The following is a 16,639-nucleotide window of genomic DNA, read 5'->3' on the forward strand; positions in this document are numbered from 1 at the left end:
GAGAAGGATTATGAAAAAAAGTATGAAATATCTAGCAGCATTTTTGGCAGCTGTTGCAACAATGGTTTCAGTAGCAGGGTGCGGTTCAGGGAAAGGTGTTGATGATAATGCAACAGGGGAATCAACCAATACGGCTGCAAACAGTGGAGGTGGAGACACCATTAACATAGCGGTTGACGGAGACGTTGGAAATATGAGCGTTTTTGGAAGCGGAAGCACTTATTCATATGTATCCAATCAGATTTATGAGGGGTTATTTGCAGTGGGATACGACGATGAAGTTGTTCCTCGTTTAGCAGAAAGTTGGGAGGAAGTAGACAGTACCCATTACATTTTTAAAATCCGACAGGGAGTAAAATTTCAGGATGGTAACACATTAACTGCAAAAGATGTTTTGTTTTCCTTTAAGCTTATGCAGGAAGATACCAACTATAGCCAATATGTAATAAATGTTGATTTTGACAAGACCAATGTTATAGATGATTACACTTTTGAACTTTATTTAAAGGAGCAGAATGCATACACTTTTACGAATTTATCGAATGTTAGTATTGTAAGTGAGGCATCCTGGAATTCAAGCCCAGATAAAATGGTTACTACGCCAATCGGAACAGGACCATACAAACTGAAGGATTATGTAAGCGGTTCTTATGTGACTTTAGAAGCATACCCTGATTATTGGGGTGGTGAAGCAGACATAAAGGAAGCGACATTTACCGTAATTGCAGAGCCTTCTCAGAAAACAACGGCTTTAGATACTGGTGAAGTTCAGTTAATAATGAATCTACAGACCAGTGATGTAGATTATATGAGTGAAAAAAGTGAGTTTGCAGTAACAAAAGATATTGGTGTACAATCGTTAAGTTTCTTCTTGAATATGCATGATAATTCTGTGTTTACCAAGAAGCAGGTTAGACAGGCACTGTGTTATGCAATGGATAATGAAGCAATTAACGCAGTTTCCTATGGTGGCTTTGCATTGGCAGGTAAAGCTCCATTTTCTACAGCGATGAGGGATTACAGCGAACAAATGACAGGGGATATGTATACTGCAGCAGATATGGATAAAGCAAAGAGCTTAATTGAGGAAGCTGGTGCAGCGGAGGGAACAGTAAAGATTGTAACCGATGGAACAAGCCCTCAGATTAGTGCGGCTGAAGTGATTCAAAATACATTAACCGAGTTAGGATTTAAAGCTGAGATTAATAATTATGACAGTGCTACCATATGGAATGTAGCAGCAGATCCGACACAATGGGATGTATTATTGATGGTTACTGCTTCACCAAGTGGTTACGGAGTTGATTCCATGAAAGCATTTTTAGGTGGACTTAATTGGAGTGGTTGGCAAGGTGAAAGCTATGATTCCTTTTTGCAGTTTTGTGCAGAGACAATCGGAGCTAGTGATGATCAGACTTCAAATGAAAAGGCAGTAGAGGTTGTAAAGGTAATTGAAGACGAGTGCCCGATTTATTCTATGGTGCAGCTAGTAAACTGTTATGCACATGAGGCTAATTTGAATTTTAAGGTATGGAATGCGTCGAGTCTTTATTTAAAAGATTTAAAATTTGAATAAGAATTAGGACTAATATTAAAAGACAGCAGGTACACCTGCTGTCTTTTGCTGCAAGGTGTGGTACAATGATTAAAAAACAAAGGGGTGAATGAAATGTTTCGTATATTTTTCATGAATCTGTTTGGAGATTCCATGATTAAGCAAGTACAAAGCCTTGAGAAAATTATAGATTTTAATATGTATGTAGGCGATGCCACAGTTAATGATGAACAGCTAAAAAAGCAGATTAAGCGGGTAAATGAAGAAAAGATGGATGCAATTATATGCCAATGGGAACATTATGACAGAATTATGTCATATAAGCCTCTGGTACCGGTATACCCTGTTTCTATGACTGCCTTTGATACCTGTGTGATATTATATCTTTTAAAAAAAGAGTTAAAGTCAAAAGGGTTGGAACATTATAAGAGAGTAATTCTAGGTACTTATCTGCCCATAACGGTTCGTTTGGATGTACTGGAGGAGATGTATGGATTTGAGCTTATGAATCCGCCTTGGCGGGATGATTTGGGACAAAGTTATTTCGATTCCCTTGCTAAAGAAGGATATGAGGTGGTTATTTGTAATACCCAATATTTAGATATGGTCAGAAATAGTGGTATGTATGCCTTTCATGATGATCGGATTTATGATTATCTGGACTTTAGTCTGGATTTGAAGCGTGCGATCCAACAGGTAGCGATTGGTTCCCAATTGCAGGAAACTTTAGACGAGCTTAAGAATATGTTGAACTATTCATTTGAAGCTATTTGCATCTTAGATAAAGAGGGCAGAATTACAGCTCATAACGAGCAGGCAGTCAATATGTTCACACCAATTGAAGATGACAGCTATATCGGAAAATATTTTGCGGATATGGTTACAACACTGGAAAAGGATGAGTTTAACGATGTATTAAATAAAGGGAAAGCATATTACAGCAGAATAGTAAATGTTAACAGCATGGCAGGTATGCTTAATATCACGCCTAATAGCAAGGATGATATTTCTCATGGTGCTGTTGTGCATTTTACCACGATCCAACAAATTGAGAAAATGGAATCTTATGTAAAAAGTGAATTTTATCAAAAGGGTCATTATGCAAAATACAAGTTCCAAGATATTTTGGGAGAGTCAGAGACAATTATAAAATCAAAAAAGCTGGGGGAACGATTTTCCAAGTATAATGCCAGTATATTAATTTATGGTGAAAGCGGTTGCGGAAAGGAACTGTTTGCACAGAGCATACACAATTCCAGTTTTAGGAATAACCAGCCGTTTGTAGCGATAAATTGTGGGTCTTTACCGACGAATCTTTTAGAAAGTGAATTATTCGGATATGTTGAGGGGGCTTTTACAGGTGCTTTAAAGAAGGGCAAAAAAGGCCTTTTTGAAATAGCGAATAAAGGTACGATATTTCTTGATGAGATATCGGAGATAGATGCCCAAGGTCAGACAAGGCTGTTGAGGGTAATCGAAGAGCTATGTGTTATGCGGATAGGAGATGATAAAGTTATACCGATTGATGTACGAATTATTGCGGCATCCAATAAAAATCTTTTAAAGCTCTCAAAAGAAGGGAAATTCAGAGAGGATCTATATTATCGTTTGAATGTTTTAACCCTTAATATCCCGTCTTTAAGAGAACGAGGCAGAGATGTGATTTTGCTGGCGAATATATTCGTTAAAAACTTTGGAATAGAATATAATAAGAAGATATTACTAAGCAAAGATGCCGAGGAGTTTTTATTAAATCTTTCATGGGATGGAAATGTAAGGCAACTTAGAAATTTCTGCGAAAGACTTGTTATTGTAGCAGACAATAAATATATTGATGGAAAAGATATTAGGGAACAGCTGGATGTAACTGAGTTGGCATTACTTCAAAAGGAGACAAAATTGCCTGACAGTTCGTTAGAAAAAATGATAAAGGGTTCAGTGATAGCAAAGGGGAGTATTGTAGAAGCAGAAAAGAATAGCATATGTCATGCATTGGAGAAGACAAAAGGCAATAGAGAAAAAGCAGCAGAGATTCTTGGAATTAGTAAATCAACACTATGGCGTAAAATCAAAGCATATGGATTAACAATAAGTACTAAAGAATAGTGGTTATATTAGCGGAGAAGTTATAGGCTTCTCCGTTTTGATGTATCTGGTATTAATAATTCAGTTCGATATTTTGCAACGGTTCGCCTGGCAATATTTATGTTATCTTGTGCAAGCAGGTCAGCAATTTTTTGATCACTTAATGGATGTTTTTTGTCTTCGGTATCAATTAGCTGTTTTATTTGATGTTTCAAGTGAAGGCTGGTTAAGTCTGATTGATTGCTGGCGGCTTTGGAAAAGAAATACTTTAAAGGGAACACACCCCAGAAGCACTGCAGATATTTATCATGTATCGCACGGCTAATGGTCGAATTGTTTAAATTGAGTTGACTGCCTAAGTCTGATTGTTTGAGGGGTTTTAAATTATCTGGTCCATTTAAAAAAAAGTTTTTCTGATTAATGAGTAATTGTTGTGTGATCCGAAGCAATGTAACATTTCTTTGCTCCAGACATTTATTAAGCCATTCTGCCTGCTGAAACTTTTGATAAAGATATTCTCGAACCTCTTTATCTGGATGATTTAACAGGTTCCTGTAACTATTGCTGATGGTAAATCCAGAAGCGAAATCATTGCAAATTGTAATCTGAAAATTATTATGCCGCTGCAGTACAATAATGTCAGGCTGGACATATGTGGCCAGCTCCTTGCAGCAAAAGCCGTTACCTGGCTTTGGATTCAAGGATTTAATAAGTTCACAGGCATCTATAATATCACTAAGAGGTACCTTTAATTTCTGGGCAATTAATTTCAATTGATTATTAGCTAAATTTTCCATGTGACTAGTCAATATTTCTATGGATAGATCCTTAATTGGGTTCGATATTCTTTTCAATTGTAATATCAGGCATTCTGCCAATGAACCAGCACCGATACCAGCTGGCTCCAAGGATTGTAACGTGCAGATATAATAGTCTGCTTCTTCGGGAGTTATTTTAAATAAACTGCAAATATCGTTTATGGTAACGGTTAAGAATCCATTATCATTTAAGGAATCCACTAAAAAATAAAAAATAGATTTATTCTGCTCGGTGTGAAAAAAAGGTATTAATTGAAATAAAACATGTTCAGTAAGAGAATTTTCAGGAGTAGAAGCCACATTTTTAAAACGACCTCCATCTGTAAAAGATTTCGCTATGGAGCTTCCGGTTAAATGATTATTATGATATAGGTCTGTTTCATTCAATGGAGTTTCTTCGGAAATCCGAGATTTATCATTTAACTCAATCACCGGATTTTCCAACGAAATATTGTTAAGATATAATTCCAGCTCATTGGTACTCATTTGTAATATTTCTATATTTTGTATCACCTTTTGAGACAATGTTTGCTTTTGTTCAAGGTTTAAAAATAAGTCCGACATAATATAACCTCATAAAATTCTTTCCATATACTCTCTGTAATAAGTTACGACAAAGCAGGACATTAGCAATTTAAATTGTGTGCGTCCATTATCCAGGGGAGAAGAAATGATAGAATTGATTTTTTTTAACTTGTTAAAAAGTGTATTCCGATGCATATAAAGTGATTTGGAAGTATTGGTAATATTACAGCCATTTAGCAAATAATGAAATAGTGTTGATAATAAATCAGCATTGTGTTTTATATCATATCGGTATAACTCGATAATACAGGGAGAAACCAGATAAATAATATCAGAATGACCATGAATTCGAACAAACTCTTTCACACATAAATCAATCATATAAAAAGTACTGAAATTTTCGTACTGATAAATTCTGTTATTAATACGAAAGGAAGAAATCTTTATCCCTAAATCCAAAGTTGAAAGAGAAGTATGATATAAAGTTGGATACATATGTGGGTACCGGCACGCATTGCTTATTCCTGCATTCATATGATATTTATGAAGAATAGAAGAAAAGGAATCATAGGAAAAGGATAAAGTACTGGTTGGACGGTTATCCTGGGAGTATAAAATAATAATATGATTTTTATAAGGGAAAATATTAGTTTCAGGGAAAAAAATATTTAACTCTTCCAGTAAAAGCAACAAATCATTTTCTGATATTTTGGCACAATCTTGTTCCATAGTAAGTACAAGACAAGCAATATACTTATGAAAGGAATAATAAAAATCCTTTATGATTGTCAGAATTTCATCAGTCTGCCCCGGAATTTGAATGATCTGGTTCCAGATAGCCTGCATCTTCTTGTAATTACTTCGAACAATTAACCTTTCATTTCGTTGGAATATATTTGATAAGAGCACACTTATTTCATCCATAGTACAAGATAGAAATAAATACGAACAGTTCGTTTGAATGTTCTCTATTTCAAGTGACGCCTCAGTACAATCAATAACAAAAAAGGTAATATTGGCTGGTTGGGATTCAAAATTTAGAATCTCCTTTAATGTATTTAAACGACATAAATAAACCCCATCTTGTTTTAAATAAGAATTAGGCAGGAGCAGAGAAATTCCGTTTTCAATTTTTATGTCAGAGGAAGCTAAGACAGTTTTTTTTATATATTGAGACAAAATTAAAACTAATTCTTCTGATTTCATAGTTTTTCTCCATTGTAATGTTTCTATAATTTTAGTTTATACTAATACCATATAATGTCAACGGGTGCCGGTAAAAATCTTGTATTAATAAATTCCATTCTATGCAAGTATTACAAAATAATGTGCAATAGGTCTATAAATTGCACAGCATAACATAAAACATTTGTTACAAAAGAGGATTCCATTTATAATTTTATTAGAGAGTAAAATTAGGAGGAGTAAATAGATAAATGAACGAAAAGCTATGGAACTTTAAGTTTTGCTCCGTAATTTTCATTAATTCATTGATAAGCTTTAGCTTTTATATGATAACAACCATATTAATGGTATATTTGACAGGAATTGGAGTAAATCTTTCGAAAGCAGGATTAATTGTGGGGTTGTTTTCTATAACCTCTTTGTTTATCAGGCCTTTTACAGGGTATATTACAGATCAGTTTAATCGGAAAAAATTGCTGATAATTGGTAATTTTTTTGTGGCGATTTCTATCATGGCTTATGTAATTACGGATAATTTAATGGTCATTATCCTATTTAGGGTTATTCACGGGATTGCCTTTGGAATAAACAGTACAGCAATTGTAGCAATGGCAAGTGAATATATTCCATCAAAAAGATTTAACGAAGGGATTGGATATCTGGGATTAGGACAAGTAATTGCTTCAGCTGTCGGACCGGGTCTTGGTGTAGCTTTGATGGTACAATATGGTATCAAGTATGCGTTTTATGTATCAGCCTTATTCTCACTTTTTACTATGTTATATTTGTTGCTGTTTCACTATTCAAAAATGATCAAAGAAAGCAAATCACATAAGATATTATTACAAGATATTATTTCGTTAAATGTGTTGGATTATGCCTTTATTGCAGGTGTTTATTCATTTATGAACGGTGGAATCGCAGCTTTTCTTGTAATATATGCACAAGGAAAATCAATTGAAGATGTAAGCATCTACTTTACTGTAAGTGCCGTGTTTTTATTCCTCGCCAGACCATTATCAGGCAAGATTGTTGATAAAATGGGATTAAAATATATTGTTTACCCAGGGATAATAATGACGATTATTTCATTGATTTTTTTGGCTTCTGCAGACTCACTGGCAATGATATTAGTATCAGCGGTTATTCGAGCTTTAGCCCAAGGAGCAGTACAGCCACTATTACAAGCTGCCAGTATTAAAAAGGTTGGGATAGAGAAAAGCGGATTAGCAACGAGCACCTTTTATTTGGGAGGAGACATCGGACAAGGAGCCGGACCAATGATAGGAGGAGTGATTGCAAAATGGTATGGTTATGAAGAGGTTTTTTATTTGTGTGTTTTACTTATGATCTTAGCACTGGTTGTATTTTACTTCAGCAATAGAAAAGAAGGCAAGAAACAACATAATTGTTTGTCTTAAATTAATTCATAAACAATTATGTTTGATGAAAATAAAAAATATCAAATTTATAGGAGGTTCTTAGATGTTGAACAAAACAAAAAATATAAGCAGCCAAATAAAAGGAAATAATCCTTGGACTCCGGTCGCAATTACAGGAAGCATCCCACACGGTGATATGCCGGGTGATAAAGTTAATATTGAAGAGAATCATATTGATAAGGCAAATATTATTTTTCCGGTTTTATTAAAAGAAATGGACCATTTGGTAAAAGAAACCGGAAGCGAAAAAGTAGTCATCACAGTTTGCGGTGGATCGGGAGTTGGAAAATCTGAAACAGCATCCTTAATTACTTATTATTTGAATCAAATGGGCATAGGTGCATATACGCTGTCAGGAGATAATTATCCTCACAGAATTCCCAAATATAATGATGCGGAACGATTGCGTATATTTCGTGAGAGCGCAATAAAAGGCATGGTTATGAGGGGCGGATTTTCAAAGGAGCGTTTTGATATAATCCACGAACTGCAAATGAAAGGTCAGGATTCAAATCCAGAGACAATAAATAAATACCCTTGGTATGAAACTTATATAAACGAAGGACGTAAAGGGCTGAAGCAATATTTGGGAAGCAGTGAAGAGATTGGATTTGAGGAAATTGATTCGATCATAAAAGCATTTAAAAACGGTGAGAAAGAAATCTGGTTAAGGCGTATGGGACGGGAAGACACAGAGCTGTGGTATGATGCAGTTGATTTTTTCGGTATAAATGTTCTTGTAATAGAATGGACACATGGAAATAGTAAGAATTACAATGGTGTTGATATTCCAGTGTTATTAAACAGTACGCCACAGGAAACCTTAGAGCACAGAAGAGCAAGAAACAGAGACGGAGCAACGGATAGTCCATTTACAATGATGGTATTGGAATTAGAACAGCGGCTGCTTATAAGAGATGCGCATAAGGCAAAAATCATCCTTTCAAAACAAGGAACGATATTGACTCATGAGCAATTTCAGAAATTAATGGGAAACTAGCAACTTTATATGGTAAAGGAATCGACGTTGAGTACATGGAAAGTGCCTGTTTACATGATTGGGACTTTTATAATAATTTAGAAAGGAAAAGTATGATTGTAAATCATACAAATTCAGGATGAATAAAGAAAATATAGTAAACTGGGGACCTATGCTCAATGCGTATCCGGACAGTATTGGCGAAGCATTATCGGATTCTGTTTCATTTTTAAAAAAGGCGGAGTTGGAAGATATATTCAGCAGCTTTTACATTCTTCCAAGCGTTTTTAATACAGATTTAGATAGAGGATTTTCAATTATTGATTATAATCTAAATGAAAATTATGCAACTGCAGAGGACATCAGTGAGCTTCAGAAATTGGGGATTGATTTAAAATTTGATTTTGTTTTAAATCATGCTTCCGTCTTGTCCAGGCAGTTTCAGGATATACTCAAAAATGGAGAGGACTCAAAATATAAGGATTTTTTTATTAATTGGAACAAGTTTTGGGAAAATAAGGGAGTAATGACGCAGGAAGGATATATCCAGCCGGATCAGGAGCTGATTAAAGATATGTTTTTCAGAAAGCCGGGACTTCCATTGCTTATGGTTAGAATGCCGGATGGAACGAGTGTACCGTATTGGAATACTTTTTATCAAGAGGTAAATTATAAAAGAATTGATGCTCAGGATTTGATGAAAGAAATGGATATCCAGTATCTGGCGGCTTCCTGTATTACTGATATTGTAAACAATGCACTGGATGATGGGGGTTCGCCGGCCGATATTACGTTTGGCAGATACGATACCTATAAAGCGGCTGTCGTAAATTATCTTGAGACAAATAAAAGATATTTAGGACAGATGGATTTAAATATCAAATCTCCTCTTGTTTGGGAATATTATGAAAATACATTAAAATCGTTAGCCGATTATGGCGCAAGAATTGTAAGACTGGATGCGTTTGCTTATGCACCGAAGGAACCGGGAGAAAAGAATTTCTTAAATAGTCCGGGGACATGGGATCTTCTGGAAAAGGTACAGGAGATAGCGGATAAATATCAATTAAAATTATTGCCGGAGATACATTCAAGTTATGGGGAAAAAACCTATGAGGTTTTGTCACAAAAGGGATATGTGACCTATGATTTCTTCCTTCCGGGATTAATTATTGATGCATTGGAAAGACATTCAGGTGAATTTCTTGTAAAATGGGCTAATGAGATTCAGGAAAAACAAATTATGGTTGTCAATATGCTTGGGTGCCATGATGGTATTCCATTATTGGATTTGAAGGGATTAATTCCGGATGATCAGATTGAGAAGTTAATTGATATTGTCGTAAAGCGCGGCGGATATGTAAAAAATCTTCATGGAGAAAAAAATGTATATTATCAGGTTAATGCAACCTACTATAGTGCTTTGGGTGAGGATGACAAAAAGATGCTGCTTGCAAGAGCATTGCAAATCTTTATGCCGGGTAAACCACAAGTTTGGTACTTGGATTTGTTTGCGGGGAAAAATGATCACGAAGCAGTAAAGAGAGCCGGAGCAGGCGGGCACAAGGAAATAAATCGTACCAATCTTTCCTGGAAACAAATTGAACAGGCTATGAAACAAAAGGTTTTTGCAAAGCAAATAGAGCTGGTAAAATTTAGAAATCAATTTAAGGCATTTGGTGTTGATGCAAAGTTAGAGGTAAAAGTTGACTGCAATAAAATGCATTTTGTATGGAGTAATAACGGCTATAAAGCAGTATTAGATGCGGATCTAAGTAATTATAATTTTGAGATAGCGGGAACAGATACTGCTGGTAGTATCGTATTCAAGTGGTCCTGATATTGCAAAGCCTGCTTATGCTGAACTATATGTATATCCTTATCTGGAAATATAAGATGAGGATATACATATAGTTTTTATTTTACAAGCTTTTAAATGTTAATTTTTTATATTTTTCCTGTTTTTCTTTTACTTTTTTTATATTTTCCGGATTAGCGAAAAAACCACCCTGAGTATGAGAAATTTCTTCCAAATGGTGCGCCCGGCCTTCTATCGTAGTACGATCACGACTGAATCCATTTTCAGCAATTATAAATTTCCATTTATTATCGGCAGTTTTTTCCAGGGTTCCACCAGCACCACATACCTGGCATTCAACTGGATAGTGAAGTCCATCCCATTGGACTTCTCCAAGAATCAAGGCGTTAGAATGGCAGTTAGGACACCAACCCATATCGTCATCACCCAGCCATTTACGTTCTTTGGCAGGAGTGCGGACTGCTTCCATAATGTGTTTGCCAACTTCGTTTGCTCTAAGAATCATGTCATCATTCAACAGACATTGTGCAGGGGCAGGAACTCTTGTTGCAAGATACATGTCGATTACTTTCATATCAGTAGTAAACATGGCAGCCTGCATGGATTCTAAAGCCATGGACATCCATGAACGGGTGGAACCTCCAATTGCAATGAGAGCTGCAACACGGTCTTTATGTTCAATTGCTCCGATTGTTTCAAGAAAAGAAGTTTCATAACTCAAATTACGCTGCATAAATTTTAAAAATGTAGAGCATGCCATAAGATCATATATAGGTGTTGAACAGATTAAAGCATCTGCATCCATAATTAGATCCATCATTTTCTTTTTATCATCTTTATTGTCGAGGATACAGCCAACGTTCTTTCCTTCAGACATTCCTTTGGTGCAGGAGGTACATCCGGTACAATCCTGAACATCATAATCTCTTAAGTTTAGCATTGCTACATCAGCACCTTGATTTTGGCATTCTAATAATGCTTCTTTTAATAAAATCTCACTATTGCTGTTTTTTCTTCCGGCAGTAACACCGACTACTTTATAACTCATTTTGTACCTCTTCTATTCCTTAGTTATTTATTTATCAATTAATAATAACATAATGTTGCATTTGACTGTGCAAGAACTGCGAAACGTCTTGGTGCGGAAGTAATTCATGTGTCATGTCTGGAAGCAAGAGAAAAGATGACAGCAGACGATGAAGAGATCTTTCTGGCGAAGGAAGAAGGAATTCAGGTTCATCCGGCACAGACTTTCCAGCGGATTATAAAAACAGATGATGGAGAAACAGCCGGTGTCGGTTTTTTTGATATTGCATCGTTCACCTTTGATGAGAGCCATCGTGCAATCATTGAAAAGGTGGAAAATTCCTATCATGAAATTGAAGCGGATACTGTTATTTTTGCAGTAGGACAGAGCTGTGGTCTGGATCCAGATGCTGGTTTGGCAAGGGGAAGAGCCAATTCTATCGTTGCCAATCAGAAGACATTTGCTACAGATGAAGAAGGTATTTTTGCATGTGGTGATGTTACATATGGAACCAAATCTGTAATTCTTGCCATTGCAGATGGAAGAAAGGCGGCAGCAGTAGCTGCTGGTGAAAATAATCTGTCTTCTATTATATTTGAGAAGTCCAACACCACTGGTGGTGCTGCCAATATGGGAATGGGACCACTTGGAATTGATACTAAGGTTCAAAGAAAAAGCTTCAGCCAGATCACAGTTGAGAAGGCATTTGATATGCATATGGATTATACTCATTGGAGAGTGGATGCAGATCTGGTATCTGCCTATTTTAACAAATCTGGGGAAACAATTGAATGGTTAGAGGATATGGGGGTGGAATTTGCCGGAGCATTTAAATACTTTGCAGAATCCGAAGCTACCTGGCATATCGTAAAACCTGAGAATGGTGTCATTGGACCACGTGCAGCAGGCGGAATGGTGAAAGCTCTTACCAATCGTGCAAAAGAGCTGGGAACACAGTTTGAAATGGAAACTGCAGTAGTAGAGTTGATCAAAGAAGGAGATAAAGTTTGTGGCGTTATCGCTGTAGATAAAGATGGACAGCAGATTAAAGCAACCGGGAAAGCAGTCATCGTTGCAACCGGCGGATTTGGGAACAACAAAGAAATGCTGGAGAAAGAATTCAACCTTCATTTAGGAGAGGATTACTATCCATTCATGATTCCAGGTATCGTTGGAGACGGACTGAAAATGATGTGGAATGCCGGAGCAATGAAATATGGTGCAGGTATCGAAGCAATCTATCAGCTTCCGGATAACTTAAACTGGTTCCTGCTTGATGCAGTTCTTCGTCAGCCAAACCTCCTGATCAATCAGCTGGGGGAACGCTTTATGAATGAAGACCGTATGGGTAATACCACATTTACTGGAAACGCATTAGCTCTTCAGCCGGGAAATTATGCTTACTGTATTATGGATGGTGCAATCTTAAAGCATTATAAGAAAAACGGTCCGGACCTTGAAGATATTGTACATCCAGCTGAGGCATTTCATGCTTTTGAGCAGCAGGCAGCAGTTGCAGTTGAACAGGGGTATGAAGCTTATACTGAGGCAGAAACATTGAATGAAGTTGCAAAAAAGCTTCAGATTGATGCAGATGTGCTTAAGAATACGGTTGAAGTATATAATGAGATGTGTGATCTTCATTGTGATACACAATTCAATAAGAATCCTAAATTCCTACACAAGATCACTGGAAAAGGAAAATACATGGTTGGTAAATTCTTCCTTGGAGCGTATGGAACCATCGGTGGAGTACGTATTAACAAATACTGCGAAGTTTTAGATGAAGGCTTTATGCCAATCGAAGGTCTGTATTCTGCAGGATCAGATGCCAATACCATCTATGGCGATAGCTATAACTTTACATTACCTGGGAACACCATGGGATTCGCAGTTAATTCCGGATGTATGGCTGGAGAGGCTGTGGCAGAATTTGTTAAGGAGCTAAGAACAAATTAATAGACTTTATCAAATGTTTAAATTTCCATCAATCAAAGCCCGTAGTATCGGTTCCCAAAATTTAACTGAGTATTTATGGATATCAAAATCATCGCGTATTGTCCAGCCGTAAAGGATACCTCTCTGTATGGTAAACAGGAATTCAACCGTATCGGTAATGTGTAAATGATTGCTAATGGTTCCTGCCTCCTGAGCCATGGCTATAAAAGTAACCAATTCTTCTCGTTGGATGGGACTGCATCCCGACGTAGTGCGGGAAGATGTCCATCTGAATTTGTTAGTTAGCATCATTGGTCCGGTTTTAATCCAGAGGTTTTGTACATCCAGCATGAATTTTAAAAGATGGTTGTAAGGGTCTTTCACCTTTTCGTCAATGTCTTTGGTTAAGCCAAGAGATATATTGATATACTGATTGTAAATCTGCTTGAGAATTTCCTGCTTACTTGTGAACAAGTGATATATGGAGCCATTAGATATACCTGTTACTTTGCTGATATCGCTTATTGTTGTCTCATCATACCCGTTATCATTGAACAGCTTGATAGCCGTTTCCAGTATTAATTGATAATTTCGCTTCGTTTTTTCCTGTCGTGACATATTCTTATGTGTTGCCATCTGAAGACCTCTTTTCTCTGTTTCAGTGATTGAATTATAACATATTAAAATGGGAATTGCAAAATAATTAGAGTATGTGATTAGAATCGTAAAGTGAATAATTGTGATCTTTTTATAAATAGTTATTGACTTTAAACTCCTGCTATACTAATATAGAATCAAATATTAGAATATCAATCTAATTTTGAAATCCAAATTAGCTATTGGTATTTGTGGAGTAATATTTAGGTAAACAATGGTAAAAGACATTTGAAAGGCGGTAGAATTATGAAGATTGAGCAAAAAATTAAAGACATGGGAATTGAACTCCCGAAAGCACCTAAACCTGCGGCTATGTATATACCTGCAAAACAACTTGGAAATGCTCTGTTCATATCAGGCCAGATTCCTATAGTAGATGGTAAATTAGTTTACGTAGGAAAAGCAGGAGGAGAGAGAACTCTTGAAGAAGCACAGGAAGCCGCAAGAATATGTGCAATCAATATAATTGCAGCCGCTAAAGAACATCTGGTGGATTTGGATAACGTTAGAAATGTTGTAAAGTTACAGGCTTTCGTGAACAGTACAGCAAACTTTGATCAAGCCCACCTCGTAGTGAACACAGCATCTGAATTGTTATATACAATTTTTGGAGAAGCAGGGAGACATGCACGGACTGCTGTATCTACGAACATGTTGCCAATGAATGCAACCGTAGAGATTGAAGCGATATTTGAGGTGAACCAGAATTAAAATAAAATTATGGAATCTATATGAATGATTTATGGGAGTGCTTATGAAAGCCATTCAAATTTCAGAGTTTGGTGGGCCAGAAGTCTTAAGGCTTGTAGAAATTGATGAACCAATTCCATCAGAAAACGAAGTACGTGTGCGGTTGTATGCGGCGGGGGTCAATCCAAACGAGACGTATGTTCGCACAGGAACCTACTCCTTCTATGTACCTGAGCTGCCTTGTACTCTTGGGTTTGATGGAGCGGGTGTGGTAGATGCTCTTGGTGAAAATGTGAATCATTTGAGAATTGGTGACCGGGTATTTGTGGCAGCGTTGCTTGCCAGACACAATACCGGTACATACGCAGAAAAGGTAGTCTGTGACGCAAATTCTGTATACAAATTGCATGAATCTGTATCATTTCAGGAAGGAGCTTCTCTTGGAATTCCAGCCTTGGCCGCTTACCGAGGATTGTTTCACAGAGCAAAGATTAAACCTGGTGAAACTGTTTTAATTCACGGTGCTTCAGGCGGCGTCGGAATATTTGCGGTTCAGATGGCCAGCAGTATTGGGGCAAATGTTATAGGAACGGCCAATACGGATGTTGGAAAAGGTCTCGTATTGGCTGCAGGAGCTAAATATGCTATTAATCATTTAACCGAGAATACGGTTTGCGAAATTCTTGCTTTAACGAATAATAAAGGTCCGGATGTAATCTTCGAATCATTAGCGAATATAAATCTGGTCACTGACCTTAGAGTGATTGCTAAATATGGACGTATCGTTATCGTTGGTAATCGTGGTTCTCTAAAATTTGAACCGAGACTGGCAATGATTAAAGAAGCGGATATTTTGGGAATGGCTTTAGTAAATGCACCGGATCATGAATATAAAGAAAGTTTATATGCAATTGAAGGATTTTTGAAATCTGGAATTTTGCGTCCACAAATTGGTACGGTGTTTAAGCTAAAAGATGCAAGAGATGCTCATGAACAGATAATTAGTAAGAATGCTATGGGCAAAATTATACTTTCGATTAAATAAAATAAATTCCCGTTTTAGTTATTCAGCCATTCATAAAAAACATGGAGGAATTAAGGATGAAGTACTTTATAGTTGATGCCTTTGCAGATAAAAATTTTGAAGGAAATCCTGCAGGTGTATGCGTAATGGACAAATGGCTTCCGTTTGAAGTTATGGAGAAAATCGCAGTTGAAAATAATTTATCGGAAACTGCATTTGCAGTAAAAGAAGGCGATACATACGGATTGAGATGGTTCACTCCGGCAGGTGAAATAGATCTCTGTGGTCATGCTACCTTTGGTACGGCGTATATATTATTCAATTTCTATGAGAAGGAAAGTAATGTTATCAATTTCTATACTAAGAAAGTTGGCCATAACTTAACTGTCAGGCGGGACGGGAAACTTCTTGAAATGAATTTCCCAACGATTGTTCCGGAAAAGTATGAATTGTATGATTATATGTCAGATGCTTTTGGAGCAGTTCCTTTGGAAGTTTTCAAAACAGAACGGGATTTGTTCTTTCTATTTGATTCGGAAGATGTTGTACGGGAGATGAAACCAGATTTTTCTAAAATTAAAGCATTTCCTATAGGCCTCTCGGCGCATGTTACGGCCAAGAGCAAAAATGAAAAAATTGATTTTGTAGTACGCTCGTTTTGGCCCAAAATCAAGGTCAATGAAGATCCGGTTTGTGGGGCTGCGTACTGTTGCCTGATTCCGTTCTGGAGAGATCGCCTTGGCAAAGAAAAAATGACAGCAAGACAAGTATCTGAGAGAGGCGGTACGGTGTATTGCGAGTATGATGGGGAGCGAGTAAGATTAGGAGGCCGGGGTCGCCTTTATCTTGAAGGGGATATTAATATTGAATAAGGCATTTATTGTTCCCTGCCACT

13 protein-coding genes and 1 pseudogene are annotated in these 16,639 nt (G+C 36.8%); 10 read left to right on the top strand and 4 right to left on the bottom strand.

The features are described from left to right. The first annotated feature begins 10 nt into the window (after positions 1–10). Entirely contained in the window at positions 11–1,576 is a 1,566-nt protein-coding gene (locus tag EFT72_RS11665) for an ABC transporter substrate-binding protein (RefSeq protein WP_164473139.1), read from the top strand. A gap of 93 nt (positions 1,577–1,669) precedes the next feature. Next, positions 1,670–3,661, top strand: coding sequence for a sigma 54-interacting transcriptional regulator (locus EFT72_RS11670; RefSeq protein WP_124067099.1), 1,992 nt, complete (start codon positions 1,670–1,672; stop codon positions 3,659–3,661). Between the two features lie 20 nt (positions 3,662–3,681). On the opposite strand, the gene rpoN is transcribed toward EFT72_RS11670, so the two are convergent. Together rpoN and EFT72_RS11680 are read right to left on the bottom strand one after the other, a co-directional pair. After that, positions 3,682–5,022, bottom strand: a complete 1,341-nt coding sequence (gene rpoN, locus EFT72_RS11675; RefSeq protein WP_124067100.1) for an RNA polymerase factor sigma-54 — start codon at positions 5,020–5,022, stop codon at positions 3,682–3,684. A 9-nt stretch (positions 5,023–5,031) separates the two neighbouring features. Continuing rightward, complete coding sequence (locus tag EFT72_RS11680) at positions 5,032–6,189, bottom strand: helix-turn-helix domain-containing protein (RefSeq protein ID WP_124067101.1); 1,158 nt, start codon at positions 6,187–6,189, stop codon at positions 5,032–5,034. Positions 6,190–6,419: 230 nt separating this feature from the next. On the opposite strand from EFT72_RS11680, the gene EFT72_RS11685 reads away from it, so the two are divergent. The 3 genes from EFT72_RS11685 (at position 6,420) to EFT72_RS11695 (ending at position 10,429) form a co-directional block, all read left to right on the top strand. Next, positions 6,420–7,589 (top strand): MFS transporter, encoded by a 1,170-nt coding sequence (locus tag EFT72_RS11685; protein WP_124067102.1) that lies wholly within the window; start codon positions 6,420–6,422, stop codon positions 7,587–7,589. Between the two features lie 64 nt (positions 7,590–7,653). After that, positions 7,654–8,610, top strand: coding sequence for an adenylylsulfate kinase (locus EFT72_RS11690; protein WP_347561879.1), 957 nt, complete (start codon positions 7,654–7,656; stop codon positions 8,608–8,610). 118 nt (positions 8,611–8,728) lie between these two features. Further along, a complete protein-coding gene (locus EFT72_RS11695) occupies positions 8,729–10,429 on the top strand; it encodes an alpha-amylase family glycosyl hydrolase (RefSeq protein WP_124067103.1) in 1,701 nt (566 codons plus the stop codon). A gap of 82 nt (positions 10,430–10,511) precedes the next feature. Here the strand turns inward: EFT72_RS11695 and EFT72_RS11700 are convergent, their stop codons facing one another. Beyond that, positions 10,512–11,456: a flavodoxin family protein gene (locus tag EFT72_RS11700; RefSeq protein WP_124067104.1), complete on the bottom strand. Its 945-nt coding sequence runs from the start codon at positions 11,454–11,456 to the stop codon at positions 10,512–10,514. Between the two features lie 66 nt (positions 11,457–11,522). Here EFT72_RS11700 and EFT72_RS19785 point away from each other — a divergent pair. Beyond that, positions 11,523–11,966, top strand: a pseudogene (locus EFT72_RS19785) (FAD-dependent oxidoreductase); the annotation flags it as partial. Continuing rightward, positions 11,967–13,394, top strand: a complete 1,428-nt coding sequence (locus EFT72_RS11705; RefSeq protein WP_279221995.1) for an FAD-binding protein — start codon at positions 11,967–11,969, stop codon at positions 13,392–13,394. A 9-nt stretch (positions 13,395–13,403) separates the two neighbouring features. On the opposite strand, the gene EFT72_RS11710 is transcribed toward EFT72_RS11705, so the two are convergent. Continuing rightward, positions 13,404–14,009 (bottom strand): TetR/AcrR family transcriptional regulator, encoded by a 606-nt coding sequence (locus EFT72_RS11710; protein ID WP_124067106.1) that lies wholly within the window; start codon positions 14,007–14,009, stop codon positions 13,404–13,406. 267 nt (positions 14,010–14,276) lie between these two features. Between EFT72_RS11710 and EFT72_RS11715 the strand changes: the two genes are divergently transcribed. From EFT72_RS11715 to EFT72_RS11725, 3 genes are read left to right on the top strand one after another with little or no spacing between them, the layout of a single operon-like run. Then, complete coding sequence (locus tag EFT72_RS11715) at positions 14,277–14,741, top strand: RidA family protein (RefSeq protein ID WP_124067107.1); 465 nt, start codon at positions 14,277–14,279, stop codon at positions 14,739–14,741. Positions 14,742–14,784: 43 nt separating this feature from the next. After that, positions 14,785–15,765: an NADPH:quinone reductase gene (locus EFT72_RS11720; RefSeq protein WP_124067108.1), complete on the top strand. Its 981-nt coding sequence runs from the start codon at positions 14,785–14,787 to the stop codon at positions 15,763–15,765. A 56-nt stretch (positions 15,766–15,821) separates the two neighbouring features. After that, a complete protein-coding gene (locus EFT72_RS11725; protein WP_124067109.1) occupies positions 15,822–16,616 on the top strand; it encodes a PhzF family phenazine biosynthesis protein in 795 nt (264 codons plus the stop codon). Positions 16,617–16,639 lie beyond the last annotated feature (23 nt).

It is taken from the genome of Clostridium sp. E02, assembly GCF_003833015.1.
GTDB lineage: Bacteria > Bacillota > Clostridia > Lachnospirales > Lachnospiraceae > Lacrimispora.

What these genes read in the sequence shown, in the direction of transcription:
- EFT72_RS11665 (WP_164473139.1), top strand. Translation starts at nt 11, where the DNA reads ATGAAAAAAAGTATGAAATATCTAGCAGCATTTTTGGCAGCTGTTGCA.
- EFT72_RS11670 (WP_124067099.1), top strand. Translation starts at nt 1,670, where the DNA reads ATGTTTCGTATATTTTTCATGAATCTGTTTGGAGATTCCATGATTAAG.
- rpoN (WP_124067100.1), bottom strand. Translation starts at nt 5,022, where the DNA reads ATGTCGGACTTATTTTTAAACCTTGAACAAAAGCAAACATTGTCTCAA.
- EFT72_RS11680 (WP_124067101.1), bottom strand. Translation starts at nt 6,189, where the DNA reads ATGAAATCAGAAGAATTAGTTTTAATTTTGTCTCAATATATAAAAAAA.
- EFT72_RS11685 (WP_124067102.1), top strand. Translation starts at nt 6,420, where the DNA reads ATGAACGAAAAGCTATGGAACTTTAAGTTTTGCTCCGTAATTTTCATT.
- EFT72_RS11690 (WP_347561879.1), top strand. Translation starts at nt 7,654, where the DNA reads ATGTTGAACAAAACAAAAAATATAAGCAGCCAAATAAAAGGAAATAAT.
- EFT72_RS11695 (WP_124067103.1), top strand. Translation starts at nt 8,729, where the DNA reads ATGAATAAAGAAAATATAGTAAACTGGGGACCTATGCTCAATGCGTAT.
- EFT72_RS11700 (WP_124067104.1), bottom strand. Translation starts at nt 11,456, where the DNA reads ATGAGTTATAAAGTAGTCGGTGTTACTGCCGGAAGAAAAAACAGCAAT.
- EFT72_RS11710 (WP_124067106.1), bottom strand. Translation starts at nt 14,009, where the DNA reads ATGGCAACACATAAGAATATGTCACGACAGGAAAAAACGAAGCGAAAT.
- EFT72_RS11715 (WP_124067107.1), top strand. Translation starts at nt 14,277, where the DNA reads ATGAAGATTGAGCAAAAAATTAAAGACATGGGAATTGAACTCCCGAAA.
- EFT72_RS11720 (WP_124067108.1), top strand. Translation starts at nt 14,785, where the DNA reads ATGAAAGCCATTCAAATTTCAGAGTTTGGTGGGCCAGAAGTCTTAAGG.
- EFT72_RS11725 (WP_124067109.1), top strand. Translation starts at nt 15,822, where the DNA reads ATGAAGTACTTTATAGTTGATGCCTTTGCAGATAAAAATTTTGAAGGA.